Below are 24,857 nucleotides of genomic sequence, written 5' to 3' on the forward strand. Positions count from 1 at the left end.
CTTATAGGATTTTTTTTGTATTTAAATGTAATGGAACAATTCAACTTGTTTTTCTTCAACTGTTTTTTCGATGTATGTTTGGTCTTTCGGGTATTTCGCAGGAATGAATATCAAAAAAGCAGGATGCTTGCTACAAATCCGGCGAATCCCAGTTTACTGGTTGCCGTGTCTGCGAACCTTTCTTAGCATCAGCCGTTTTTGCATTTTCCTTATTAAATATGTATTGTTATATTTTGTGGAATAGGTTTAATTAACATATGTGAATATTTCTTTCCATGAACAATATAGTCATTATAAGATACGGTGAACTGTCCCTCAAAAGTCCGGGTGTGCGTAATTTTTTCGAACGTACACTGGTCAATAATCTTAAAGCAATGCTTGAACAGGAGGCAGTTTCATATAATAAAGTTATCAGGGACAGGGGGCGTATTTTTGTTGAATCAGATGAACCGGCAGCCGCAGAGGTGTGTTCGAATGTTTTCGGGGTAGTCTCTACCTCTTTTGCCCGTAAAGTCGATCCAAATTTGAAGTCAGCCGCAGAAGAATGTGCTGCAATCGCTGGTGACTTCATCGCAGAATCCGAATCATTTGCAATCCGTCCACGTCGCTCGGGGAATCACTCTTTTACATCTGCGGATTTAGGAAGAATTTGTGGAGATGCGGTTTATGAGATACTTGAGTCACTGGGAAGGAATCCTTCGGTGAATCTTGATAACCCTGATAAAGAGATCTTTGTGGAAATGAGGCAAAACGCCGCTTATGTGTTTACGGGTATTTCCAAAGGTGTGGGTGGTCTGCCGGTGGGTACTCAGGGGAAAATGGTGGTTCTGGTATCGGGAGGAATCGATTCCCCGGTTGCTGCCTGGTTGCTGATGAGAAGGGGTGTTAAAGTCATTCCTGTATTCTGCAACAATGAACCCTTTTCCGATGAGGCAACCCGCCAGAAAGCCATCAAATGTGTGAAAGTGCTTAACGAGTGGTCTGCCGGCAACCCCATGAAAATGTATGAAGTTCCCAATGGAAAAAATTTGCAGGCAATTCGGGACAACTGCTCTCTCAAAAATACCTGTATATTGTGCAAGAGGACGATGTACAGGATTGCTTTTGAAGTTATGGAAAAAGAAAAAGCATCAGGCATTATTACCGGATCATCCCTGGGACAGGTGGCTTCCCAGACAACTTACAACCTGCATGCTGAAATTTATGGTCTGGGATTTCCGATATACCATCCCCTGATAAGTTTTGATAAGACTGAGATTATTGATATGGCCAAAAAAATAGGTACTTTTGATATATCCATTCTCAGTTCTGCAGAGTGTGGAGCTGTTCCTGAACGTCCGGAGGTAAAGGCCATGTATGATGCGGTAGTTAAAGAGGAAGCAAAACTGGATATTGATGGTCTTATTGCCGATTCCCTGGCAAATGCCAAGGTATTGTATGAGTTTGAGTGAAAATAAGGCTTGAAGGGATGGACCTGGCGGGATTCGAACCCGCGGCCTTTACGTTGCGAACGTAACGATCTTCCCCTGATCTACAAGCCCAAAAAAAGACTGTGAAGACCTTCAGACAGGTCTTCCTACTTCTTCTACCTGTACGCTCTCGACGCCTTCGATAGTTGCTATGGCTTCCTCAACAGGCTCGGTTCCGCCTTCCAGGTCGCCTACAAGAACTGTAGCTTTAATGGCCTTGAGGCCAAATGCAATAGGCTCTTCGACAGTTCCGAAGAGTTCTGAACCTTCAGGTAAAACATCTGCGATCTTTGCTTTGATCTCTTCAAGATCTCTTTCTACGCCATCGGGCATTATTTTAATAGTAGCTGCAACATCTCCCATATTTACACCTCATGGACCCATGAATCCACATTTAGGACAGACGTAATTGTTACTCTGCTGTCTGCATTTTATGCATCTTCCAAGTTCGGTGTCACATTCGGGGCATGCAAAACGTGCAAAACCCTTGTCCGAAAGGTGTACACCGCAGGAGGTACAGTAATTGACCTTCTCCATTGTATTTCTCCTTATTGTGATTTTACTATAAGTATGACGGATTGAGTACATAATCCGTATATAATTTAAAATTTCCCCCTGATGTAGGTACTTGTGTCTCTGTTTCCCATTATAGTCTCTGTTATTCTGGAAAAATAGTTGCCATTTACAATAGTGCAATTCATTTCATGTTGTATGAGGTAGTATGGAAGATAGGTATCCACACAACTCTGTTCCATTTTTATGATGTCAGAAGCGGTAATTTCCCGTAACAATTTTCCCTGTTGCAGGATTCCGTCAACATCTGTTATTTTAATATATTCTGCTCCTGTCATTTGGGCAAATTTCGCACCGATAGTGTCGGATGTGACCTTCCATGAATGAGGCAGGTCGTCCCTATCTGTAAGAAGCCTGTAAGGTAGCAGAATTCGTACCCCTTCAAAAGGTATGAGGGTAGCAGTTGTTTCAATTTTCGTCTTTTCCCTGAGGTATATACCATATTGTTCCATAGACAGGATTGCCAACCAGTGAGAGGTATCATCATCAAAACCTGCTGTCTTTTCCATGTCCCTTATTCGATCTGCAAAGGGTCCTCCACCGGGAACCACGAGCAACTGTACTTTTCTATCCTTTGCCCAATTTTTTAGTGACAGCAGTATTTCCGGTCCCCGTTTTATCAGACTCCCGCCCAGCTTTAGTACAACTTTTTCTTTCATGTTTTTGTCAGTTTTATTCCAGCAGATTTGCTACTGCATAGGCGGGGAATACTTTTGATATATCCGGGCTCCATTCCTCTGCCAGTGAAATGCATTCAACACCCAGTTCTTCACATACGTTTTTGATCAAAAATTCACCAAGCCCTGCTGCCAGGACGGTATTTATGTCGTGTTTGTGGCAAAGTTCTGATATTGCTTCTGAGAGCCTTTCTTTCTGTCTATCCTTAACAGCCACTGCTATATTTCTGACATCTACCATGTCAATTTCATTCAGGTCTGCGCAGACAACCCTTGCAAGTCTCCTGGCAGCCTCTTTTTCTGATTTCCCGTGCCCATCAGCAGTTTCACATGTGTATGCACCTTCATCGATATCTGACAGGAGGAGGTAAGCATCCGCGCTTGTGGCAAAGAATTCAGAGGCGACTCGGCAATTCCCTGGCTTTATCGTCACACTATCCAGCAGGGCCGCTATATTTGTCCTCAGGACCCCCTGATATAGTAATTCGCTGTTTGCAAGACGTTGTGTATCGGTATTGTGTGCAACTACTTTCCCGTTTTTGACAGGGATTAAATCACTTGTAGTACTTCCCATATCCACAAAAAGGCAATCTTTCATTTTCCTGGCAATAAAACTTGCAGAAGCCATCCAGTTTGCTGCGGCGAGGGAGGCTGGATTTTGTGTATGTTTTATAAAATTGCCTTCCTGGTCTAGAAAATCAATCTCACAGTCAAAATTGTCTCTTACAATATCCATAATGCCAATAACCCCTTCCGTTTTGTCTTCGTAACAATCGGCAAGTTCTCCGGTCATCACAACGCCCACATGAGATGGATTGTGGTTTTCAGAGATATTTTTCAGAACCGTTGGAAGTTTTGTTTCTTTCCAGAGGGGTACATAGTAAAGTTCACAGACAGCGCCGCCTGGGGAGGCTATTTTTGTGTTTGCCCCTCCGATATCTATCCCGAGTTTTTTCATAAAAGATCCTCCTTTCGGAATTCATAATTGCCGGTAATATGTACTGTTGGGGGTAAGTTATCTCCTAGGGCATCAATCAACAATTCTCCTATTTGGGGTTTGATTATTTTGCAGATGCCCACAAGTGAAGTGGTTGGCCTGGGATTTATGTCTATTACATAGGGCCTGTCACCCATCACAATATCAACACCTGTGTATCCCCTGCATCCAAGTGCCTGGGCTGCCCTTTTTGCAGTATCGATAATCAATTCCCTGTCGGGTGTCTCATAGGGGGTTATCCCCCCCTTGTAATTGATGGCGGTTTTATCTCCTCTTCCTGTAATTTCTATGTACTGGCGATTGATTGTCAGGGGAAGAGGCGCATCGGCACAGACAAGACTCACACTCAGGTGTTTTCCTTCCACATATTCGGTTACGACCATGTCATGGGATATTGAAGGATTGGATGTAATGGTCGTGTTTTCCGCAGCACATCCATAACGGGGCTTGACCACATAATTGGTATCTTTTTTGAGATCTTCCACCGTTTCAACAAGTTGAGGTGCAGGTATTCCATTGTTTTCAAGGATTTTTCCGCACTTGAATTTATCCGCACATTTCCGGATGACTGCCGGGGATGATCCCATATTTGAGGTGTGTTCTTCTATTTCTTCCACAAGCCCCGCAAGCAGGTCATCGGGGGCAATTACCAATGCGCAATCACATTTTTTTGCCTCGGCCTGTAAAACCTTCTTTATGTTTCCTTCGTTACAATATACGGGTTTGCCTACCTGAATTTCGGTTGCAGATGTCGTATATTTGATCTCATGATGGCCTGCCGCAAAGCTTTCTGCAAGACTTTTTAGCATGGCTTTGCCCTCAAGCAGGAAGGTACCTCCCATCCCCGTACTTGTGGCATATTCGCAAATCAGGATGTTCATATTCCGAGAAATGTTTTATTTAATATATGCTTTGGGTTTATATCAATGAGACAATAAATATATACTATCAGGACCTCTTTTTTGCAGAGAGGGATGGATTTGGAAATGTCAGAAAATCCTTTTATTCAGGCACTGTTAATATCTTTTGCAATGGCAATTTTCATGGTGGGTATGGCCATGGGTATAATGCAAATAGTAACCACCGGTTCAAACCCCGTACCTTATGCCATTATACTTTTGGTATTCGCCGTCATATTCATTCTTGGCTCTGTTTTCTTTGAAAAGAGAGGAGCCGACGAATTGGGATCAATTGCTGGTGCAGCACTTGTTTCCTCGGTAAGTACCTTTTCAATCATCTCTTTTCTGGGAGGACTGAGTTTTGCTTTTAATGATGGTCTTTTTTCCATAGGATGGAATAGGCTAGTTTCAGCACTGGCGATTTGTATGATTGTTAGTATGTTGGTTGTCAAGTTCTTTTCTTACAGGATTCAGAACCAGTATTCCTGATTAGATGCTTGCAGCCCGCAAACTATTTATAGAACATCATACAATCCAATTCCTTGCAATTTCTATTATAAGTTGGACCGCTCAATATACAGGCGGAGATGTCAGTGATGGTAGGTAAAGATAAACAAGAAGATAATAACTCCTCAGACGCGGGAAATTCTCCTGAAGAGCTGGAACAGCTGGTTCAGGAAAAGGATGCGGAAATTGCATCCCTGAAGGAAGACCTTTTGCGTAAGAGAGCAGAATTTGATAACTTCCGCAAACGTACCCGCAAGGAGCAGGAAGAATTCCGCAATTTTGCGGTGGAAAACCTAATGGTGGAATTGCTTGATGTCTATGATAACTTCGAGAGGGCTATTGAGTCCGCTCACAATACTGATGATGTGAATTCGGTGGTCGAAGGGGTAGAAATGGTGTTCAAGCAATTTGTATCGATCCTGAAAAAAGAAGGTCTCAAAAGGATTGAATGTGAAGGTGCGGAATTTGACCCATCCAAGCATGAAGCCATGATGCACGTTGAACATGCGGATCATCCTGACAATACTATCATTGATGTTTGTAAACCTGGATATAAGTTAAATTCCAGGATAATCCGGCCCGCTATGGTGACGGTTTCCAAAAACACTTCTTCTGACAAAGAGGAGAAGTAAAGTGCATTGAAATGAATCGATAAGAAATATCAACTATAAATCTGATAATATTACAAAGAGGTAATCTATATGGGTAAAATACTTGGAATTGATCTGGGAACTACAAATTCCTGCATGGCAGTGATTGAAGGCGGCGAACCAACTGTATTACCGAATGCAGAAGGCAGCAGGACGACTCCCTCTGTAGTGGGATTCTCAAAGAAGGGAGAAAAACTTGTGGGTCAGGTAGCCAAAAGACAGATGGTAGCAAATCCGAATAATACGGTAAGCTCAATCAAACGTCATATTGGAGAAGGGGACTATCAGGTAACTCTCAACGGCAAGGAATATACGCCACAGGAAATTTCTGCAATGATACTGCGCAAACTCAAGGAAGATGCAGAAAGTTACCTTGGTGAAACAATTACTGATACTGTAATCACAGTTCCTGCTTATTTCAACGACTCCCAGAGACAGGCTACAAAGGATGCCGGTAAGATCGCAGGGCTTGAAGTTAAGAGGATTATAAATGAGCCCACAGCAGCTTCTCTGGCATATGGACTGGATAAGGAAACCGGTGACCACAAGATTCTTGTTTACGATCTTGGAGGCGGTACTTTTGATGTGTCCATCCTTGAATTGGGAGATGGGGTTTTTGAAGTACTTTCCACAAGTGGTGATACCCATCTTGGAGGAGATGACTTCGATGACAGGATTGTCAACCACATCATAAGCGAATTCAAAAAGGAAGAAGGTATCGATTTATCCGGTGACAAGGCAGCAATGCAGAGATTCAAGGATGCTGCGGAGAAGGCCAAGATTGAACTATCCGGTGTCGGTACCACAAATATCAACCTTCCTTTCATTACAGCTGATTCAAATGGCCAGCCAAAACATGTCGACATAGATATTACGAGGGCACAGTTCGAAAAGATGACAGAGGACCTTATTGACAAGACCCTGCAATCCATGAAAAAAGCTCTCAGCGACGCAAACCTTAAAACTTCAGATATCGAAAAGGTGCTACTTATCGGTGGTTCTACCAGGATGCCTGCAGTCGTCAGGACTGTGAAGGAATACATCGGTAAGGATCCGTACAAGAATATCAATCCTGATGAAGCGGTTGCTGTAGGTGCTGCCATACAGGCCGGTGTAATGGGAGGAGAAGTTGAAGATGTATTGCTGCTGGATGTCACTCCTCTGACCCTTGGTATCGAAACAATGGGTGGTGTCGCAACACCCTTGATTGAGAGAAATACCACAATTCCTACACGTAAGAGTCAGGTATTCTCGACAGCTGCAGATAACCAGAGTTCTGTGGAAATTCACGTATTGCAGGGTGAAAGAGGCGTTGCTTCTGCCAATAAGACCCTCGGACGTTTTATCCTTGACGGCATACCACCTGCACCGCGAGGAATGCCACAGATTGAAGTAACCTTCGATATAGATGCCAATGGTATCCTCAATGTTTCTGCAAAAGATAAGGGAACCGGCAAAGAGCAGTCTATAACTATCGAGAAGCCAGGGGGTCTTTCTGATGAGGAGATCGACCAGATGGTCAAGGATGCAGAGGCACATGCTGAAGAGGATAAGGCAAAGAAAGAAGAGGTTGAGGCAAGGAATAATGCGGAAACCCTGGTAAGTTCTGCTGAGAAGGCTCTCAAGGAGGCAGGAGACATTGCTTCGGACGAGCAGAAATCCAAGGTAGAATCTGCGATTTCAGATCTTAACACTGCTCTTGAAGGCAGTGACATTGAAGCAATCAAGAGTAAAACCGAGGCTCTGCAGGAAGCAATGTATGAAATCTCTGCCCTTCTTTACCAGAAGGCACAGGAAGAGGCTGAGGCATCCGGACAAGCAGCAGGCGGAGAAGGTGCTTCTACATCTGATGCTGAAGGTGGATCAGATGAAGATGTTGTCGATGCTGACTTTGAAGAAGTAGACAACGACAAATAATCTAAACCAGTGCAGGGAATTCCCCTGCAATTTTTATTTAATTAATTACAAAAGATTCACGGGTTTTCTATGTCTACCAAGCGAGATTATTACGAAATACTGGGTGTTTCCAAGGATGCATCAGCTAGCGAGATCAAAAAAGCTTATCGCAAGCTTGCAATGAAACATCATCCGGACAAGAATAAGGAGCCTGATGCTGAGGAAAAGTTCAAGGAGATATCCGAGGCCTATGCTGTCCTTTCCGATGAGGGGAAGAGAGCTCAATATGATCGCTTTGGACACGCAGGAATCGATAACCAGTATTCTGAGGAAGATATCTTCCGTTCAGCTGATTTCGGTGGTTTTGAAGACATCCTGGAACATATTTTTGGTGGAGGCTTCGGTGGTTTTGGCGGAGGCTTTGGAGGCTTTGGTGGCGCAGGCCGGACCCAACGCGCCCCTCGCAGAGGTTCTGACCTGAGATATGACATGGATATTACCCTCAAACAGGCTGCATTCGGAGACAAGGTTAACATCGATGTTCCAAGGTCACATAATTGTGATACCTGTGGTGGGACAGGGGCCAAACCCGGTACAGAACCAGTCAACTGTTCTAACTGCGGTGGTAGTGGGCAGGTAACCCATGCCCGTCGTACTCCCCTTGGTAATTTTATGACAGCCACCACCTGTGACAAATGCCACGGTAAGGGACAGATAATTGAATCGCCCTGTGAAACCTGTAATGGTACCGGTAAAGTCAGAAAGACAAAGACCATTGAGGTAACGATTCCCAAAGGTGTGGAAACCGGTCTGCGTTTGAAAATGGCTGGAGAAGGAGAAGCCGGAAGTCCAGGTGCCCCTCCGGGAGATCTTTATATTGTACTTCATGTTAAGCCTCATGAACGCTTTGAAAGAATGGGTGACGATATCGTATGTGAAATTCCCATCTCATTTGCACAGGCTGCTCTGGGTGACAGCATACAGGTTCCCACTCTTTACGGGGATGTAAAGATGAATATAAAACCCGGCACCCAGACCCATTCAGTATTGCGTCTGAAAGGCAAGGGGATGCCCCATCTGCATGGGCATGGGCAGGGGGACCAGCTTGTAAAAGTTATCGTAAAGACCCCTACAAAGCTCAATGAGGAACAGAAAAAGCTCCTCAAGGAATTTGACAGTCTGGGTGGAGGATCCGCCGGTTCAGGTAAAGGTGGAGTTTTTGATAAATTCAAAAATGCTTTTGAATCCGTAATCTCCCCTGATGACTCGCCGGGCGATTCTCCTGCCTGATTTTTCTTTTTTTACTTTTTTCAGTAAGCTTTAACAATAATAGCATATATTATCGCTCAATCCAGTTTATTATTGTATGTTAATTGGATAGAGGTGCCTTTATGAAAATCATTGTCATAGGTGCAGGTGAAGTTGGTTATCATATAGCTAAATCACTGTACCTGGAAAATGATCTTGTTATCATTGATGAAGACGAAGATGCTTGCCTGAGGGTCGATGAATTCGATGTTCAGGTCATCCGGGGCAACGGAGCAAATGCTGCAATTCTTGAAAAAGTTTTGATCGGTGCAGATCTTCTTGTGGCTGTAACCGGTGATGACGAAGTAAACATAGTTTCATGTATGGCTGCTAAATTGATAAAACAGTCCAATAAGAACTTCAAGACCATGGCAAGGGTCAGTAATCCTGATTATATAGATAGGCCGGTAGCCAAACGTACACAGGTTGGTATTGATGTAATGGTGTGTCCTGAACTTGCTCTTGCATCTGAAGTTGCTGACATCTTATCAATTCCTTCTGCTATTGATTCTGAATCCTTTGCAGATGGAAAAGTAAAAATGATGGAGTTTGTTGTTAAGGACAATAGCAATATTGCAGGCAAACATCTTCGGGACATAGATTTGCTCGATTGCTGTATCGTAAGCGCTCTTTTCAGGGGTTCGCAACTTATCATTCCTCATGGTGAAGATATAATTCAGGCTGGCGACCACATCGTAATTATTGGTAAAGCAGATGCAATGAAAGATATTTCTTCCTTTTTTGGTGAGATCAATAAGTCACGCAGCCGCGTGATGATAATTGGCGGGGGCGTAGTCGGATTTTATCTGGCAAAGCTGCTTGAAAATACCCGTCTGAACGTAAAGATTATTGAAAGAGGTCGCCAGAGATCTGAAATGGTAGCCGATAATCTTCAAAAGGCACTTGTTTTGCGCGGGGACGGTTCCGATCTGAATCTTCTAAAGGAAGAAGGTGTCGGTGAGATGGATGTAGTAATCTCTGTTACGGACAGTGATGAAAAGAATTTATTGTGTTCGCTGATGGCCAAACAGCTGGGGGCAAAGAAGGTAATTGTCAGAGCTGATCACTTTGATTATGTACCACTTTTCGAAATGGTAGGTGTGGACCGTGCTGTAAGTCCAAGGGAAGCCACGGTTAATGAAGTACTCAAACTTACTATGGGAACGGGAATCGAAGCCCTGACGACCATTGAAGGCGAAAAGGCAGAAATAATCGAATACACCGTATCTCGCAAATCAAGAGTGACAGGAAAACTTCTAAAAGATGTGAATTTCCCGGATGATTCCCTCGTAAGTATGGTAGTACACGGAGGAGTAACTATTATCCCCCGGGGTAACTACAGGATAAGGGAGGGAGATCATTTGCTTGTATTTTCCCTGCCCACGGCACATCAGGCCGTAGAAAAACTGTTCAAGTAAGGTTACATTTCTGGATGTCCATGGCCCTAGGGATCGATAAGTAGAAACTCCTGCATTCTGGAAAAAATAAAATAATCAGTCAAACTGATTCTTTTTATATTTGAACTCAAAGTTGTTGTTAACAACATCTTTGAAAAGTCCTCGCAGGTCCCATAATAATTTCTTATTTGCTTTGAATAGGGCATAAAGCAAGTCCCTGAGACTGAGGCTATAAAAATTAACATTGGACAGGGATTGTGCAAGGTGATTGAGGTCCTTGTCTGTAAATTTGACAAATGTCTCTTTTACTACCAGGCTATATTCGATTTCCTTTCCGATGGTGGATCTCCAGAGAGTTTCATATTCGTTCAGGGTATCTGTGGTGTAATCCCCTCTTTTGATGGCATCGGCAGCGACTTCTGCAGCAATTTTTCCAGCTTCCATTGCATTGATAATACCTCCTCCTGTAATTGGATCAGACTGGCGTGCAGCATCACCCACAAGGATTAAGCCATCACTAACTGTTTTCTCGATGGGGCCACTAACGGGAACTCCTCCGTAGACCATTTCGATGACCCTCCCATCGGGGTAAATATCTTTCATAAATTTGTTAAGATAGTCAATGGCTCGGTGGTCACCTGATTTACTTCCCAGGATGCCAACACCTATGTTTGCCATATTTTCACCCTTCGGGAATACCCAGAGGTAGCCTGCTGGTGCAATTTCGTTTCCGAGATAAAAATCACAGAATTGTGGATCAATATCAATATTAGTAACAAGATACTGTACGCAGGTTTCCATATCAGTTGGTTTCAGGGAGGTGTCAATTCCTGCCCATCTGCCTACCTTTGATTCCATACCGTCAGCGCCTATCACGATCTTTGAGCGTATTTCGTACTCCTCGCCCAGGTGCATTGCATAAATTCCGCATACAACACCATTTTCCATTATAAGCCCGGTTGCCCGGGTCTTGACTCTAACTTCTGCACCTGCCCTGGCACATTGGTCCACAAGGGCACGGTCGAAAACTTTTCTCTCAAGGACATAACCTACTTCCCCTCCGGACATTTCTTCACTCATTTCAACCATTGTGCCGTCCGGGGAATATATGCGGGAGCCTGTAAGATCTGCGCATATCCATCGTGGATCAGGTTCAATGTGGTCACTGAGGCAGATTTTAGAAACTCCCTCTGCACAGCGCACAGGGTCTCCTATTTCCTGTCTTTTTTCGATAAGGAGTACATCAAGTCCGAGTTCTGCAGCATTTTTTGCGGCGATTGCTCCCCCGGGTCCACCACCTACGACTATTAAGTCATAAATTTTTTTCATCTATTCACCTCAATAGCCCCTACGGGGCATATTTTAGCACAGAGGCCACAACTTGTGCAGCAATCATTAGCTTCCACCCATGTTTCTACAAGCTCTAGGGCTCCGCTGGGGCATACACCCACACATGCACCACAGTATCCGCACTTGTACCTATTTATGTTAATACTCATCCAATCACCGAAATAAGATATGAATTGACCCTAATAACACATGTAAAGATATATGTTTTGTCAGTAAGGGTTTAAAATTATTACATTTTACCTTTTCCAGTATCATATATGCAGGAGATTTATAAATTATTGCATGCTACCATTTATTATGAAATTTATTATTGTTTATATCACAGCTTCAGGTACAGTTGAGGCACACAATATAGCATCCGAGTTGGTTTCCCGGGGTCTTGTAGCCTGTGTGAATATGTATCCTATCAGGTCAGTTTTTATGTGGAAGGGAGAAGTAAACGAGGATGATGAAGTCGTTCTTTTTGCCAAAACTACCAAGAACAATTTTGAACCTGTGCGGGAACTTGTGCGCAGCATACACAGTTATGAGTTACCTGCAATTGTTTCATGGGATATTGAAGGCGATTCTGAATTTTTGGAATGGATCAGGACATCGGTATCTCATTAAAGGGGCTTATTTTCACCCTTCCTTTACCTTCTTTTTTTCCGAATCTTTTTTCGGCATAATCCTTTGCAATCCCCTGTCCGTGTAATAGGAGTTCTGTGATATCTTGTGGTTCATCAATATCCGTACTTGCAAGGAATGAATCATATACTCCAATTGAGAGATTTTGTTGTGCGGCAATCATACAATGATTCTCAAAACTTGAACCATAGTATTTGACCCTGAAATTCTCAGGTTTGCGGATGAACAATATATTTGTGCCGCCTCCCTTACCCGGGACGATTGTCACATCCGGTTTACTGGATACTATATCTTTTATATGACTGAACTTCACAAGGGGCAGGTCCGCCATAATTATCAGTATCGGCTCTTCCTTTTGAGAGAGATATTTATTCAAGCAATCGTTGAGGTCTGTGTCATCCTCAATTATATTTGCTTTTACTTCCTTTTTCACGTCACAGGCGTTGGTGGTGATTATATCTATATTCCGGATTCCGCCTTTTCTTAAGGTTGCAACAACATCCAGAAGCATTTTTTCGACAAAGATCTCCCTCTGCTCCTTTGTCATAACAGTTGAAAGCCTGGATTTGGCATTTTCTTTTTTGTAGGGTATTACTGCTCTCATTTATATTCCCTTTACTGTGTATCACGTTTGACGGGCCTGCACCTGATACCTTTGATTATCCATTGCATCTCAGTGAAAATCATTGCCCTGTCACCACAGGTTCATAGAGTGTATTCCTTTGCACAGGCTGGCGTCCTGCCGTTTTTATCAGCCACTCGATCTCTGCAACTTCCATGTTTTCCCCGTTTTTTGCACCGGCAGAGCTGGAAATCTTCTCTTCCATCAATGTGCCGCCGAGGTCGTTGGCCCCGCAGGTGAGGGCTACCTGGGCAAGTTTTTTCCCCAATTTTACCCAGCTGGCCTGGATATTGGGTATGTGTGTATGCAGCAGGATGCGTGAAAGAGCATAGAATTGCAAATCTTCGATGCCTCCAGTGGCATATTTGCCTTCACTGATCATCTTTTTGCCGATAGGGTTATTGTAGGGCATGAAAGGCAAAAGAACAAATTCGGTAAAACCGCCGGTTTTTTGCTGGATCTCCCTTATTTTCAGTATGTGATCTATCCTTTCTTCCTTTGTCTCCACGTGCCCGTACATCATGGTCGCAGTAGTGGCAATTCCAAGCCTGTGAGCTGTAGTGATTACATTTTCCCACTGGCGGGTATTCAATTTTCCGGGACAGATTATTTCCCGCACCCTGTCTGAAAGGATTTCTGCGGCGGTACCGGGCATAGTTTCAAGGCCACTGCTTTTGAGCCTTTCAATTGTAGATTCGATAGAAAGCCCGTTTTTCTTTGCAAGGTGGAAAATTTCCATCGGGGAATAGGCGTGAATATTTATATCGGGAAAATTGGCTTTGATGGAACTGAGAATATTCTGGTAAAATTCCAGGTTTGCATCTTCAAGTAACCCGCCCTGGATACAGACTTCGGTGGCTCCCAAATCAACGGCATCTTTTGTTTTTTCGAGTATATCCGATTTTTCCAGAAGATAACTTTCCTGATGCTTGAAAGCACAGAAACCACAGTTGCCTATGCATCGGTCTGTGAAATTGATATTTCTGTTGACAACATATGTCACATCATCGCCGACGGCTTGCTTGCGTAATCTGTCGGCAAAGGAAAATAGTTGCAAAGGGGGAACTTCCAGCAATTTGAGGGCATTTTTTTTTGTGACTTTTCCCTCATATGTTTGCTGTATAATATCATCAGGTATCGTGGTTTTCATATAAATCCTTCTGTTATTTTCGATATCCTTCGGAATTTGCAAGGGAATTTATCAATCCATCAAGTTGCTTACTATACCATCCACTTCTTATGTATTGCGGGTAGATTGGTAATCTTTCCTTTAATGGGATATCTCTTGCCATAGTTTTCAATTTTTCAACATCCGGCCATTCAGCTTCGGGATTTATCCAGTCAATCGTTGTGGGAGATATTCCTCCCAAATCTTTGGCACCGGCTTTTATCAGCAGGTAAGGATCAATCAGGTTTGGGGCTACCTGCACTTCTACATCTGCAGGCAGGATGCTTCTTGCCAGTTGTACGGTATCGAGCATCTCTTCTTTTGAAGGTGGCCTGGTCCTTTCCATCCTGGTGCCAGGTTTGGGCATGAAATTCTGGATAATTACTTCCTGGATATGGCCATATTTGAATTGTAACTCTGCAATGGTTTCAAGGGAATCAATACGATTTTTGCGGGTTTCGCCGATACCTACAAGGATGCCTGTTGTGAATGGGATATGTAATTTGCCTGCATCTTCTATCATGGCAAGGCGAATTTCGGGTTCTTTACCCGGCGATAGTTCATGGGCAGGTAATCGTGCAGTTGTTTCGAGCATAAGGCCCATACTTGCGTTTACAGGTTTAAGGACCTCCATCTCTTCATAGGTCAGTATTCCGGCATTTGTATGGGGCAACAGTCCTTTTCCAATCGCCATTTCACACAATTTGTAGACATAATCCACAGTTGAAGAATAGCCTCTTTGTCCCAGCCACTCCATGTATTCGGGCACTTCCTCGGCATACTCTCCGAACACGAACAGGGCTTCAGTACAACCCGCCTTTTTTCCATGGCTTAGAATATCACCTATCTCCTTCTCATCCATCAAATGTGCATCGGGATGGGATGGCTCACGACGGAAGGTACAGTAATGGCAGTTGTTCCTGCAGATGTTTGTGACAGGAATGAATACATTACGTGCGAATGTGGCATACTCTGGCATGAATGGAGAATGAAATGATATATATCCTACATAAGATTAATGCAACATAAATATGGGTTTATATCATGGGATGTACATTTCTTTTCAGGAGGTCCAAATAATTGATTGAAGCACGGATTGAAAATTGTCCCCGTGTGGGCGGGAAGAATGTACTGTACTCTTAGTGTCGCTCTTGTGAAGACTTTGTGAAGGTGGACTGCATTTACATAGTCTGTGGCTACAAAGGCTATGCAAAGAGACGGTTTATTTATAAGCAGCATTGAGGTCTGGCAATGCGCAGGATAATTCTGGCTTCTTCCTCTCCCCGGCGAAGGGAATTGCTTAAGCAGCTTATTGGAGATAACTTTGAGATAATCCCCTCTGTTTACAATGAGATCATGATTGAGGGGTTGGACTCTGCATCCCAGGCCCTTCAGCACGCTCTGGGAAAAGGCCGTGATGTTGCGGCAAAATATCCGGATTCTGTGATAATCGCAGCTGACACGGTTGTATTATGTGATGGCAAACTTCTCGGCAAACCTGCATGTAAAGAAGATGCCATGTCGATGCTGGAGATGATAAATAGGAGGGCTGTGGCAGTTTTAACCGGAATTGTAGTTATTGATTCGGGAAAAGGGATTGAGAATACTGACATAGTTTCCACTCAGGTTAGGATGGCGAATATCTCCCGGAAAGAAATTACAGCTTATTTGAAAACCGGTGAACCCATGGGCAAAGCAGGGGCCTTTGCAATACAGGGATTTGGTGCTGTGCTTGTGGAGAAAGTGGAAGGGGATTTCTTTAATGTGGTTGGTCTTCCCCTTTTCAGGCTTTCTCAGATGCTTAAAAATATTGGTGTAGATGTATTTGAACTCATGCAGGCCGATTCCTGACCTTTTCCTTTAATAGATAATAGATTGCACCGGTTGATAGGAGAGTGGCAACCATATAGACTATCCAGCCGATGTATGGGATGCTTCCCAGTAGCAGTAGTATGAATATGCCAACTGCCATCTCCTGCCATCGTGTAGTAGTCCTGTCCAACCATCCGAATAGTTTTTTTCCCAGCCATAAGCCGGCTATTACCCTTGCACAGTAAAGCAAAAACACCAGTATCAGGAATAAAATCAGTGCCGGGGGAATTCCGATCATTGTTACTGCAAGTAAAATGGACCCCATGAGAATTCCCAGCAGTGATAAAAGGCCGGCCAGGGTCTTGTGAATCGGTTTATCCGTGAGTTGAAAGGTCATGTCTTCAATGCTATTTGTTGCCAGGTAGAGAATTATCCAGCCGGTCAACAGTAACATTATGTAACGCAATAACCAGAATACAATATCTATGAATCCGTATCCATTTTCATCGGATTCTGTTTGTCCCGGGTATGTATCTGTAGAGATGATTCTTTCCCCTTGAAAAGTGGCATCAGGAAGGGTTTGTATATTATCTGCGTCAATATCCATTTCTCCTGCGACATTCCCGCCAAGTATTATAGTCCCGAAGTTTCCTGAAACATTGCCCGCAAGATCCCCGTAGAGATATGCCTTATCAGTGCCTGCTACCAGGTCTCCTCCAATTGTTGCATTTTCTTCCAGGATGATTTGGCTGCAACCCGCAATGACATCATCTCCGATACTTCCTGATATGGTCAGTTTCCCGGCTGCTATCCTGACATCATCGGCTATGTTTCCTCTTATTGCTATTGTACCGCCCGCAGCTATCAGGTCTCCGGAAATGTCGCCATTGACGGTAATGTTGCCGCCGGTAACTACGAGGTCACCGTTTATATCACTGTTAATCTGCAGGGCACCTCCTGCAGCATAAACATCATCATCTATCTGTTGTAAGATTTCCATATCCTCTTCAACATCATATGAGGTGAAGGCCAAAGCAGGTTGGATGCTTAACAGTACACATACCAGTAATAGGATAGTGAAACTTCTGATTTGCATAGTATACCCCCTCTTAATGATTGGCTGAAGAGTTATTTAAGGAACACTGTCAATCCACATTTTGTTGCTTTATAATATCCAGCGTATTCATAACACCCAGGGCGACACCTTCAACTTCGATACCTCCCTTTCCCTTTGCTCCGTCACCAACCACGTAAAGATTGTTAATAGGCGTGGTATTACCTATATCTGAGCCGGAAGATGCCCTGTTTACAGGCCAGCCGTCATAATATGACTGGGTGAGAATTACTTCATATTTTTTATTGGGGAAGACTTCCTTTAGATCCTTCAGGCCAATTTCGATCTCCTCCTCAATTTTATCGATTTTTTCCTGCTGGACACTTTGATGTGCCATTACCAGATGTTTCCCCGCCGGTGCAAGGTTGGGGTCTGTGTTGGTCACTTCATTGATTCCATTGACCCGGCGACAGTAAGGTGTCAGAAGAATCCCGTTATGGCCAATCAAAGGCTCTTCTGCGGCCAGGCATATCTTAATTCCCGCAGAAGGTTTGGCATTGTCTATTTTTTCTTCATAAGCATTATCTATGGCACCTGAGTCATAAAGGTCTCTTGTAAAAGGGTGTCCAATATTGCTTATTACAATATCAGAGTAATTTTTTATTCCATCTGTTATTACTCCCCGGGCCGTATTGTCTTCCACAATTACCTGACTCACTTCTGTATTTTTATGAATTTTTCCGCCATTTGAACGAATTATTTCCACAAGAGCATCCGTAACCCCTTTGCATCCACCTATTGGGATGCCTGTTCCTCCATAGCGGTAGAGATTCTCAAATATTTCAAAAGCTTCCTCTGCAGGTACATCTCTGTTTGTAAGGCTCAGTGCCCAGCCACAGAATGAGTTGGCGGTTTTGTGTGCACTATCTTCATTCAGGTATTTACAAATCCAGTTTTCAAAAGAAATATTTTTAGGAGGCCACCTTCTGGTGGTAACTAAAAGGATTGAAAGCTTGAGCCTGTTCCACATGGAGAATTGTGAGCCATACTGATTGAAAGATATATCTTTAAATCCTGATTTGTAATTATTTGAACCATCTACAGGTATACGGATAATGGCCATTGGCTTACAGGGTACGATTGCCACATCTGCACCTATTTTCCTGAGCAGGTTGCCCAGGGGGCCTGTAGAACCATGAGGTATCATGTGCAATGCTCCCGTGGACAGGCTAAAACCGTGATATTCGATGTTCGTGAATCGGCCACCTGTAATGGGTAACCTTTCAAACACCTCGATTTCATGCCCTTCGGTTGCGAGTGAAGCCGCGCTTAAAAGACCCCCGAGACCTGCTCCGATGACATTGATTTTCATTTTCCAGCCTCAATAGCCTTAAGGGGGCAGTAAAATGCACATGCGCCACAGTTGGTACATTTTTCTGTAATGTATGCATTTCCTTTAACTAAAATGGCGTCCTGTTTGCAGAAAGCGGTACATTGTCCGCATCCAACACATTTTTCATTGACTTGCATATGATTCTCCACTATTCTGGTAGGTGTACTATGTTTTGAATTACGATATGAATTGGAATTGGGATGAATACACAATTTATTAATATTTAGTTTTCGTTACTTTAAAGGTAGTAATGGTGGAAGCAGGCCATTGTTAATTATCAATGGTGATAGTTATATATCTCCTTGTTCATATGTTCTTAAATGGTGATTGGATGTCTGCAGAGATAATACAGGTAGTATCCCGGAAAAAGGGTGAAATTGTTTCAAAAAAAGTTAAGGCAGCGCCCTATGAATTTACTATCGCAACTCGTGCAAGATGGGAAATGGTGATTGCGGATAACGATTTGGAAATCAGGGCAGGAGAATACAAAAAGATTCCTGTAAGGGAAATAACCCTTGATCCCGATACTCTTGCAATGCCGTGCGCTTTCACGTATCATGCGGTTGCTTCTGTTCTCAAGATTGCTTCTACTGAAGGGGCATGTCCGGTGGATAAAGAGCGCACTGTCAGGTATGCATATGTCTTCGGCCAGACAAATGGAAAAATAAGGGAAGGCGACCTGCTTGGTGTCTTGAATGTTTTCCCGATAATGTTTACCAGGGAAGCAATGACTCCTACTGAAGTTGACTGAGGGGTATTTGGATGGAAACCTGTTTGATCTGTGGAGAGACTCAGGACTATAAACAGTATGGTAATTACAATATCTGCACTACCTGTGCTGATGTTATGGAAGATGTGATGGGGGAATTTTTCCTCCGCACAATTTGCAATTGCTCCAAGCCCCAGTCCCATGAGACATATTTTAGTTATTTAAACAGTACTTCGAAGTACATTTCTGATTACAAGAAAATCACATCCCGTTCGAAAAAATATGAAAGACATATTTCTGAAAAAGCTTCGGATGCAATTGAAAAAGTGGAAGTCCCTTCAAAGCAGCGATATTTTGAAAGAATGCAGGCTGTTGTAAAATGGCTGGAAGACAACCCGGCATTTTATCATTATTATTTTAAGAAATATTATGTCTGTCCTGCCTGTGGAGCTTCTATCTTTGACAGGTATTCAAAAGAGGAAGTAGGGGATTGGATCGTTATTTCCTGTTCTGAATGCGGTGAGCTGATTAAGAAATACTTCGCTCCAAAAACTCTTTGATGTATACATCTCCAACTATCTTTTAATTTCGGCCATATTTGTATTTTGTTTTTCTCACGTCTTGTGTAATGCCCTTTTTTAAATTTCAATTTTGATTATAAAGCGTGATAAATCCAATATGTTTTTATGTGATGATTCATTAGAAGATTCAAAATAAAATCCAGTGGACCATTTATTATACAAATGCAGTGACGTTACATAAAGTCAATTGGTTCACATTTATTTGATATTCATAATCAGGTGAGTTATATGTCAGGAATTGTCGATAGTAATATCGTATATAGTTACATCCCGGTTGCGGTGTTTCTTGTCGTCTCACTACTGATGCCTCCAATGACGATGTTGATCGTTAAATTGCTCAGTCCAAGGAGCAAGGGTGCGGAGAAATATTCCACTTATGAGTCAGGATCGGTTCCTACCGGCCCGGCACGTATTCAGTTCAATGTGGAGTATTACCTCTATGCGATCGCATTCGTATTGTTTGATATCGAAGTCCTCTTCCTTTACCCGTGGGCTATGATATACAGAGGTAATACAGGAGTAGATACGACGGTAGCGGTAGTCGAAATGCTTGTGTTCATTTTTGTTCTCCTGTTCGGTTATGCATTCTTATGGAAGAAGGGGGCCCTTAAATGGATGAAGAATTAAAAGAAAAATCCTATGAACAGCCCGTTGCTAAAGAACAGGTGGAAGAGGAAGAAAATATTCCCGGTGTGGTAACTACCACTTCTCAGGAAATAAATAAATTCCTCCAGAAAACCAAAGCTCAGGACTTCATAAACTGGGGTCGTAAGAACTCTCTATGGTTTATGGCCCAGGCAATGGGATGCTGTGGTGTGGAGATTATTGTAACAGGTATGTCTCCTATGGATACCGATCGTTTTGGTATCATTCCCAGGAATTCCCCCAGACAGGCAGATGTTATGATAATCAGTGGGTATGTTACAAAGAAATATCTTCCCGCTCTCAAGAAATTATATGATCAGATGCCTTCTCCTAAATGGGTAATCGCTATGGGTGACTGTTCTATAAGTGGCGGTCCATTTTACGAGTCCTACAGTACCGTACAGAACATAGATGAGATATTCCCGGTTGATGTTTTCATCCCCGGGTGTCCTCCCAGGCCTGAAGCATTAATTCAGGGCTTCCTTGAAATCCAGAAAAAGATTGAAGCCAGGGAAGATAAGGGGTCAGGATATGACAGGTGATATCATGGATGCGGAAAAGATTATTGATTCACTGACTAGTAAGTTCCCGGAAGCAATCTCAGATACAAATATCGAGTCTGAAAGACGTATTTCTGCATATGCTGATGCTGATAATATTGTGGATGTATGCCAGTATCTAAAAGATGAACTCCAGTTTGGGCACCTTAGTTCTGAAACAGCGGTAGATTTGATTCAGAAAAACGAAATTGATGTCGTATATCACATAGGTTCCTATGATCATCCGGTAGTACTGACATTGAAAGCTAAACTTCCCAGGGATAACCCACAGATTGAATCTGTTGTGCCGGTTTACTGGAATGCCAACTGGTATGAAAGGGAAACCTATGAGTTATTCGGTGTACAGTATACGAATCATCCGGACCTGAGAAACCTTGTGCTTCCGGACGAATTACTGGGAGAATGGCCTCTGCGTAAGGATTACAAAGGTTTCCCCCAAAATACTGCTAAAAACCTGGTGTGAGTGATAAATATGGATACTAATGTTGGTCCTGATGAGATGCTTATCCACATGGGGCCTCAGCATGTTGCACAACCCGGACCTTTCAGGCTGAATGTTAAAGTGAAAGGTGAGACTGTGCAGGACTCTGAGGTCGAGCTGGGTTTCATCCATAAGGGCATTGAAAAAATACTGGAAAGCAAGACCTATCTTCAAGGCATTCCTGTGGTTGACAGGGCATGTTACCTTGCAGCCCTTTCCAATGAAGAAGCATTCGTAGGCAGCGTAGAAAAGCTTGTCGGCATTGAACCAACTGAAAGGTCACAGTATATCAGGGTTATAGTTGAAGAACTTTCCAGGATACAGAGCCATCTGCTTGGATATGCGGAATATGCTTCTTTCCTTGGATTTGTCTCAATGTTCATGTACCCGATAGCTGTAAGGGAAAAAGTCCTGGAACTCCTTGAAATGACCACCGGTGCAAGGATTACGCATTCATACCTTCGTTTTGGTGGTGTACGTGACGATCTTCCAGAAGGTTTCGAGGCAAAATGTAAGGAAACATTCGAGTACGTCAGAAAAGGTGTTGAGGAATGGGGCGAGTTGATGAAAACCGATATGATCTACAGGGAACGTACTGTAGGAGTCGGTGTCCTTACTCCTGATTTAGCAAAGGATCTTGGAGTTTCCGGTCCACCGCTGCGTGCAACAGGTGTTGCTTTTGATATAAGGAAAGATGATCCTTATCTTGTTTATGATGATCTTGACTTCAAGGTTTGTACCGAAACTGCGGGAGATATTGACGCACGTATCTGGGTGCGTGTCGCTGAAATATACGAAAGTATGTATATTGTCGAGCAGGCTCTTGACCAGATACCTTCCGGCCCACTGTTCCCGGAGAACCTCCCGTATGATCGCAGGTCCCCTGTCATGAGAGTTCCGGAAGGTGAGGTATTTTACAGGGTTGAAGATCCAAGGGGAGAAATGGGATTCTATATGGTCTCCGATGGTTCTGACAAACCCTATCGTGTAAAGATCAGAGGTCCCGTATACCCTACAATGCAGGCACTGCCACCCCTTATAAAAGGCACCCAGCTTGCAGATGTTGTAGCGATTGCGGGAAGTATGGATGCATGTACCAGTGAGGCGGATAGGTGAAAATATGTTCGATATTCCAGCAAACATTTTTCCATGGGTAAAAGCAATCGTTGGTCTTGCGCTGATAGGAGCTCTTTTCGGAGCCGGAATGGCCGCTATCTGGATTGAGCGTAAACTTGCCGGTGATATACAGGAAAGATATGGTCCCAACAGGGTAGGTCCGATGGGTCTGCTGCAGCTTGTTGCGGATGCAATTAAACTGTTTACAAAAGAAGATATTATTCCTGCCAGAGTAGACAAGATTTTGTATATAGGTGCACCGATTGTAATTATGATGTCGGTCTTTTTGATGCTTGTTGCTATTCCATTCGGGGCTGTTTACATAAACGGTGTCGAATATGTATTGGCAGCAACCCAGATGGACATAAGTATTCTCTACATTGAGGCCGTTTCTGCTATTGCCGTTATCGGTATATTTGTACTCGGATACGGACAGAATAACAAGTATGCAATGATGGGTACTTTCCGTAACTTTGCAAGAATGATCGGTTATGAGATCCCTCTGGGAATTACCATTGTAAGTGTTGCCGTGATGGCAGGCTCTCTTGATGTGGTTGAGATCGTCCATGCCCAGAGCCCCATATGGTATGCATTCCTGCAACCGATTGGTTTCATAGTATTCTTCATTGCTATGATGGCTGATATGGGTCGTCTTCCTTTCGACCAGAATGAGGCCGAAGAAGAACTTCAGGCTGGTGTTTTTACTGAATACAGTGGCATGAGATTCGGTCTGGGATTCTTCGCAGAATACTTCCATTTGATTCTCGGTTCATTCCTGATTTCACTGCTTTTCCTGGGTGGATGGAACCTTCCGGGATTTGTAACTGATAATATTGTACTTGGAATAATCCTTCCAACACTGTTCCTCATAGCCAAGGCAACGATTGTTATGATGTTTATTATCATGATGCGTTGGGCTGTCCCGAGGTTCAGGATCGACCAGGTGGTTGATCTTAGCTGGAAGAAACTCCTGCCCCTCTCCCTGTTGAACCTTGGATGGGCTATTGCATTAGGTTTGTATCTGGGAGCGTGATTAGATGGTTCTGAAAAATATCACAAGAGCTTTAAAGAACATCCGAAAGCCCCGTGTTACCAGAATGTATCCTGAAATACGCTCGGAATTGCCTGAAAGGTTCAGAGGGCTGCAAAAACTTGATAAAAGTAAATGCATCGGATGCGGAATATGTGCAAATACCTGTCCCAACTGTGCAATCAAGATTGTGAGGGCCAGGGTAAGTAAAGATAGTACCAAGACCCGGTGGTTCCCCGAAATAGATGTCGGACACTGCCTGTTTTGTGGTTTGTGTATTGACCAGTGTCCACAGGAGGCCCTCTCAAGTTCAAAGATTTATACAGATGGTATAATCAAGTGGAAACATGAGGATCTTCTCTTTACACCGGATAAACTGGCAAGGGAAGAACCTATTGACGCACCGGAGGCTGAACAATGATTGGAATAGGAGAAGCTTTGGTCTTTTTCATATTAGCAGCCGTGGTAATTTTCTTTTCCTTGGCTGCAGTGCTGGCTAAGGATATAGTCAGGGCGGCACTAGCGCTCGTCTTTTCGATGTTTACAGTGGCAGGCCTGTTTATCACGCTGAATGCCCAGTTTTTGGGTGTCGTACAGATCCTGGTATATGTAGGTGCAATAGGTGTGCTGATCCTCTTTGCCGTGATGCTTACAAAGAATACAATGGGAAGTGATGATAATGGCAACTGATAAGCCAGATATCTGGGATTCGTTTGTACACCAGTTCAATCCCCGCAGGTTCCTTATCCGTCTTGCACATATGGAAATCCCTCCACTGGAAGTAATTGGAAGGGCATTTGTAAGGGCAGCAGTTGTAGGTTTGTTCCTTGCGGTGGTTCTCGTATCCCTTTACGGAACATCCTGGACAACAGTTGACCAGCTCCCACAGAATCTGGAAGACCAGAGTAATATTAAAGCCATAGGTACCCTGATATTCACTGATTTTGTAGTACCATTTGAAGTTCTTTCAATTGTACTGCTGTCTTCACTCACGGGTGCTATTTACATGGCAAAAGGAGAGGATGACCAATGATTCCCCTTAATTGGTATCTTGCACTTTCTGCAATAATTTTTTCCATAGGACTCTATGGTTTCATTTCACAGAAAAACGGTATTCGTATCCTGATGTGTGTGGAACTTATGCTAAATGCAGCAAACATTAATCTTGTAGCTTTTTCCAGTTACAATGACGACATGAGCGGCCAGGTATTTGCTCTCTTCTCGATAGCACTGGCAGCAGCAGAAGCAGCAATAGGTTTCGCAATCATGATGTCCATTTACAGGATGCGGGATGCTATCAATCTTGACGAGCTTAACTTGTTGAGGTGGTAATGAT

At 43.4% G+C, this 24,857-nt stretch carries 32 protein-coding genes and 1 tRNA gene; 19 read left to right on the forward strand and 14 right to left on the reverse strand.

The annotated features are described in order from the left end of the window. The first annotated feature begins 275 nt into the window (after window positions 1-275). Window positions 276-1,451: a tRNA uracil 4-sulfurtransferase ThiI gene (gene thiI / locus BHR79_RS05670; RefSeq protein ID WP_072561452.1), complete on the forward strand. Its 1,176-nt coding sequence runs from the start codon at window positions 276-278 to the stop codon at window positions 1,449-1,451. Window positions 1,452-1,469: 18 nt separating this feature from the next. On the opposite strand, the gene BHR79_RS05675 is transcribed toward thiI, so the two are convergent. From BHR79_RS05675 to BHR79_RS05700, 6 genes are all read right to left on the reverse strand, one after another. Beyond that, window positions 1,470-1,541 (reverse strand) — tRNA-Ala (locus BHR79_RS05675). A gap of 21 nt (window positions 1,542-1,562) precedes the next feature. Further along, entirely contained in the window at window positions 1,563-1,832 is a 270-nt protein-coding gene (locus tag BHR79_RS05680) for an elongation factor 1-beta (RefSeq protein ID WP_072561453.1), read from the reverse strand. 9 nt (window positions 1,833-1,841) lie between these two features. Beyond that, complete coding sequence (locus BHR79_RS05685; RefSeq protein ID WP_013038060.1) at window positions 1,842-2,006, reverse strand: HVO_2753 family zinc finger protein; 165 nt, start codon at window positions 2,004-2,006, stop codon at window positions 1,842-1,844. A 65-nt stretch (window positions 2,007-2,071) separates the two neighbouring features. Beyond that, window positions 2,072-2,701 (reverse strand): amino acid kinase family protein, encoded by a 630-nt coding sequence (locus tag BHR79_RS05690; RefSeq protein ID WP_072561454.1) that lies wholly within the window; start codon window positions 2,699-2,701, stop codon window positions 2,072-2,074. A 13-nt stretch (window positions 2,702-2,714) separates the two neighbouring features. Then, a complete protein-coding gene (locus tag BHR79_RS05695) occupies window positions 2,715-3,677 on the reverse strand; it encodes a hydantoinase/oxoprolinase family protein (RefSeq protein WP_072561455.1) in 963 nt (320 codons plus the stop codon). Further along, window positions 3,674-4,597 carry an ATP-grasp domain-containing protein gene (locus BHR79_RS05700; RefSeq protein WP_072561456.1) on the reverse strand — a complete coding sequence of 308 codons (924 nt, stop codon included), beginning with the start codon at window positions 4,595-4,597 and terminating at the stop codon, window positions 3,674-3,676. The genes BHR79_RS05695 and BHR79_RS05700 overlap by 4 nt, the downstream gene beginning before the upstream one ends. Before the next feature lie 105 nt (window positions 4,598-4,702). Between BHR79_RS05700 and BHR79_RS05705 the strand changes: the two genes are divergently transcribed. The 5 genes from BHR79_RS05705 to trkA all read left to right on the forward strand — a co-directional run bounded on the left by BHR79_RS05705 (window position 4,703) and on the right by trkA (window position 10,394). Next, entirely contained in the window at window positions 4,703-5,104 is a 402-nt protein-coding gene (locus tag BHR79_RS05705) for a heat-shock protein (RefSeq protein ID WP_083433119.1), read from the forward strand. A gap of 107 nt (window positions 5,105-5,211) precedes the next feature. Further along, window positions 5,212-5,754 (forward strand): nucleotide exchange factor GrpE, encoded by a 543-nt coding sequence (gene grpE, locus BHR79_RS05710; protein WP_072561457.1) that lies wholly within the window; start codon window positions 5,212-5,214, stop codon window positions 5,752-5,754. 69 nt (window positions 5,755-5,823) lie between these two features. Further along, a complete protein-coding gene (dnaK, locus tag BHR79_RS05715) occupies window positions 5,824-7,689 on the forward strand; it encodes a molecular chaperone DnaK (protein ID WP_072561458.1) in 1,866 nt (621 codons plus the stop codon). A gap of 69 nt (window positions 7,690-7,758) precedes the next feature. Further along, window positions 7,759-8,958 (forward strand): molecular chaperone DnaJ, encoded by a 1,200-nt coding sequence (gene dnaJ, locus BHR79_RS05720; RefSeq protein ID WP_072561459.1) that lies wholly within the window; start codon window positions 7,759-7,761, stop codon window positions 8,956-8,958. Between the two features lie 101 nt (window positions 8,959-9,059). Beyond that, window positions 9,060-10,394: a Trk system potassium transporter TrkA gene (gene trkA, locus BHR79_RS05725; protein ID WP_072561460.1), complete on the forward strand. Its 1,335-nt coding sequence runs from the start codon at window positions 9,060-9,062 to the stop codon at window positions 10,392-10,394. Window positions 10,395-10,469: 75 nt separating this feature from the next. Here the strand turns inward: trkA and BHR79_RS05730 are convergent, their stop codons facing one another. Together BHR79_RS05730 and BHR79_RS05735 are read right to left on the reverse strand one after the other, a co-directional pair. Further along, window positions 10,470-11,702, reverse strand: a complete 1,233-nt coding sequence (locus BHR79_RS05730; protein WP_072561461.1) for an NAD(P)/FAD-dependent oxidoreductase — start codon at window positions 11,700-11,702, stop codon at window positions 10,470-10,472. Continuing rightward, window positions 11,699-11,872, reverse strand: coding sequence for a 4Fe-4S binding protein (locus tag BHR79_RS05735; protein ID WP_072561462.1), 174 nt, complete (start codon window positions 11,870-11,872; stop codon window positions 11,699-11,701). Before BHR79_RS05735 ends, BHR79_RS05730 begins: the two co-directional genes overlap by 4 nt. Before the next feature lie 148 nt (window positions 11,873-12,020). On the opposite strand from BHR79_RS05735, the gene cutA reads away from it, so the two are divergent. Then, the gene (gene cutA / locus BHR79_RS05740; protein ID WP_072561463.1) at window positions 12,021-12,332 is read left to right on the forward strand and encodes a divalent-cation tolerance protein CutA; all 312 of its coding nucleotides are present in this window, start codon (window positions 12,021-12,023) and stop codon (window positions 12,330-12,332) included. Here cutA and cofC read toward each other — a convergent pair. From cofC to cofG, 3 genes are all read right to left on the reverse strand, one after another. Then, window positions 12,310-12,954 carry a 2-phospho-L-lactate guanylyltransferase gene (gene cofC, locus BHR79_RS05745; protein ID WP_072561464.1) on the reverse strand — a complete coding sequence of 215 codons (645 nt, stop codon included), beginning with the start codon at window positions 12,952-12,954 and terminating at the stop codon, window positions 12,310-12,312. The genes cutA and cofC overlap by 23 nt on opposite strands. Before the next feature lie 79 nt (window positions 12,955-13,033). Further along, window positions 13,034-14,122, reverse strand: a complete 1,089-nt coding sequence (cofH, locus tag BHR79_RS05750; protein ID WP_072561465.1) for a 7,8-didemethyl-8-hydroxy-5-deazariboflavin synthase subunit CofH — start codon at window positions 14,120-14,122, stop codon at window positions 13,034-13,036. 13 nt (window positions 14,123-14,135) lie between these two features. Next, window positions 14,136-15,119, reverse strand: coding sequence for a 7,8-didemethyl-8-hydroxy-5-deazariboflavin synthase subunit CofG (gene cofG, locus BHR79_RS05755; RefSeq protein ID WP_072561466.1), 984 nt, complete (start codon window positions 15,117-15,119; stop codon window positions 14,136-14,138). Window positions 15,120-15,391: 272 nt separating this feature from the next. Between cofG and BHR79_RS05760 the strand changes: the two genes are divergently transcribed. After that, window positions 15,392-15,991, forward strand: coding sequence for a Maf family nucleotide pyrophosphatase (locus BHR79_RS05760; protein WP_072561467.1), 600 nt, complete (start codon window positions 15,392-15,394; stop codon window positions 15,989-15,991). On the opposite strand, the gene BHR79_RS05765 is transcribed toward BHR79_RS05760, so the two are convergent. From BHR79_RS05765 to BHR79_RS05775, 3 genes are read right to left on the reverse strand one after another with little or no spacing between them, the layout of a single operon-like run. Further along, the gene (locus tag BHR79_RS05765) at window positions 15,972-17,048 is read right to left on the reverse strand and encodes a bactofilin family protein (RefSeq protein ID WP_072561468.1); all 1,077 of its coding nucleotides are present in this window, start codon (window positions 17,046-17,048) and stop codon (window positions 15,972-15,974) included. The two genes, BHR79_RS05760 and BHR79_RS05765, sit on opposite strands and share 20 nt — an antisense overlap. Before the next feature lie 49 nt (window positions 17,049-17,097). After that, a complete protein-coding gene (locus BHR79_RS05770; RefSeq protein WP_072561469.1) occupies window positions 17,098-18,378 on the reverse strand; it encodes a phytoene desaturase family protein in 1,281 nt (426 codons plus the stop codon). After that, window positions 18,375-18,536: a 4Fe-4S binding protein gene (locus BHR79_RS05775; protein WP_072561470.1), complete on the reverse strand. Its 162-nt coding sequence runs from the start codon at window positions 18,534-18,536 to the stop codon at window positions 18,375-18,377. Before BHR79_RS05775 ends, BHR79_RS05770 begins: the two co-directional genes overlap by 4 nt. A 194-nt stretch (window positions 18,537-18,730) precedes the next feature. On the opposite strand from BHR79_RS05775, the gene BHR79_RS05780 reads away from it, so the two are divergent. The 11 genes from BHR79_RS05780 (at window position 18,731) to fpoK (ending at window position 24,853) form a co-directional block, all read left to right on the forward strand. Next, entirely contained in the window at window positions 18,731-19,150 is a 420-nt protein-coding gene (locus BHR79_RS05780; protein WP_072360392.1) for a DUF22 domain-containing protein, read from the forward strand. Between the two features lie 11 nt (window positions 19,151-19,161). After that, window positions 19,162-19,668: a hypothetical protein gene (locus BHR79_RS05785; protein WP_072561471.1), complete on the forward strand. Its 507-nt coding sequence runs from the start codon at window positions 19,162-19,164 to the stop codon at window positions 19,666-19,668. Between the two features lie 249 nt (window positions 19,669-19,917). Beyond that, entirely contained in the window at window positions 19,918-20,316 is a 399-nt protein-coding gene (gene fpoA / locus BHR79_RS05790; protein ID WP_072561472.1) for a F420H2 dehydrogenase subunit FpoA, read from the forward strand. Continuing rightward, window positions 20,301-20,876 (forward strand): F(420)H(2) dehydrogenase subunit B, encoded by a 576-nt coding sequence (gene fpoB / locus BHR79_RS05795; protein WP_072561473.1) that lies wholly within the window; start codon window positions 20,301-20,303, stop codon window positions 20,874-20,876. The genes fpoA and fpoB overlap by 16 nt, the downstream gene beginning before the upstream one ends. A gap of 4 nt (window positions 20,877-20,880) precedes the next feature. After that, window positions 20,881-21,357 carry a F420H2 dehydrogenase subunit FpoC gene (gene fpoC, locus BHR79_RS05800; RefSeq protein ID WP_072562313.1) on the forward strand — a complete coding sequence of 159 codons (477 nt, stop codon included), beginning with the start codon at window positions 20,881-20,883 and terminating at the stop codon, window positions 21,355-21,357. A 9-nt stretch (window positions 21,358-21,366) separates the two neighbouring features. Beyond that, the gene (gene fpoD, locus BHR79_RS05805; protein WP_072562314.1) at window positions 21,367-22,491 is read left to right on the forward strand and encodes a F420H2 dehydrogenase subunit FpoD; all 1,125 of its coding nucleotides are present in this window, start codon (window positions 21,367-21,369) and stop codon (window positions 22,489-22,491) included. A 4-nt stretch (window positions 22,492-22,495) separates the two neighbouring features. Further along, window positions 22,496-23,524 carry a F420H2 dehydrogenase subunit FpoH gene (fpoH, locus tag BHR79_RS05810; protein ID WP_072360383.1) on the forward strand — a complete coding sequence of 343 codons (1,029 nt, stop codon included), beginning with the start codon at window positions 22,496-22,498 and terminating at the stop codon, window positions 23,522-23,524. Between the two features lie 4 nt (window positions 23,525-23,528). Next, a complete protein-coding gene (fpoI, locus tag BHR79_RS05815) occupies window positions 23,529-23,942 on the forward strand; it encodes a F420H2 dehydrogenase subunit FpoI (RefSeq protein WP_072561474.1) in 414 nt (137 codons plus the stop codon). After that, complete coding sequence (locus BHR79_RS10810; RefSeq protein WP_072561475.1) at window positions 23,939-24,211, forward strand: NADH-quinone oxidoreductase subunit J; 273 nt, start codon at window positions 23,939-23,941, stop codon at window positions 24,209-24,211. Before fpoI ends, BHR79_RS10810 begins: the two co-directional genes overlap by 4 nt. Beyond that, complete coding sequence (gene fpoJ, locus BHR79_RS10815) at window positions 24,201-24,554, forward strand: F420H2 dehydrogenase subunit FpoJ (RefSeq protein WP_276309449.1); 354 nt, start codon at window positions 24,201-24,203, stop codon at window positions 24,552-24,554. The genes BHR79_RS10810 and fpoJ overlap by 11 nt, the downstream gene beginning before the upstream one ends. Beyond that, window positions 24,551-24,853, forward strand: a complete 303-nt coding sequence (fpoK, locus tag BHR79_RS05830; RefSeq protein WP_072360379.1) for a F420H2 dehydrogenase subunit FpoK — start codon at window positions 24,551-24,553, stop codon at window positions 24,851-24,853. The genes fpoJ and fpoK overlap by 4 nt, the downstream gene beginning before the upstream one ends. Window positions 24,854-24,857 lie beyond the last annotated feature (4 nt).

The organism is Methanohalophilus halophilus, assembly GCF_001889405.1.
GTDB lineage: Archaea > Halobacteriota > Methanosarcinia > Methanosarcinales > Methanosarcinaceae > Methanohalophilus > Methanohalophilus halophilus.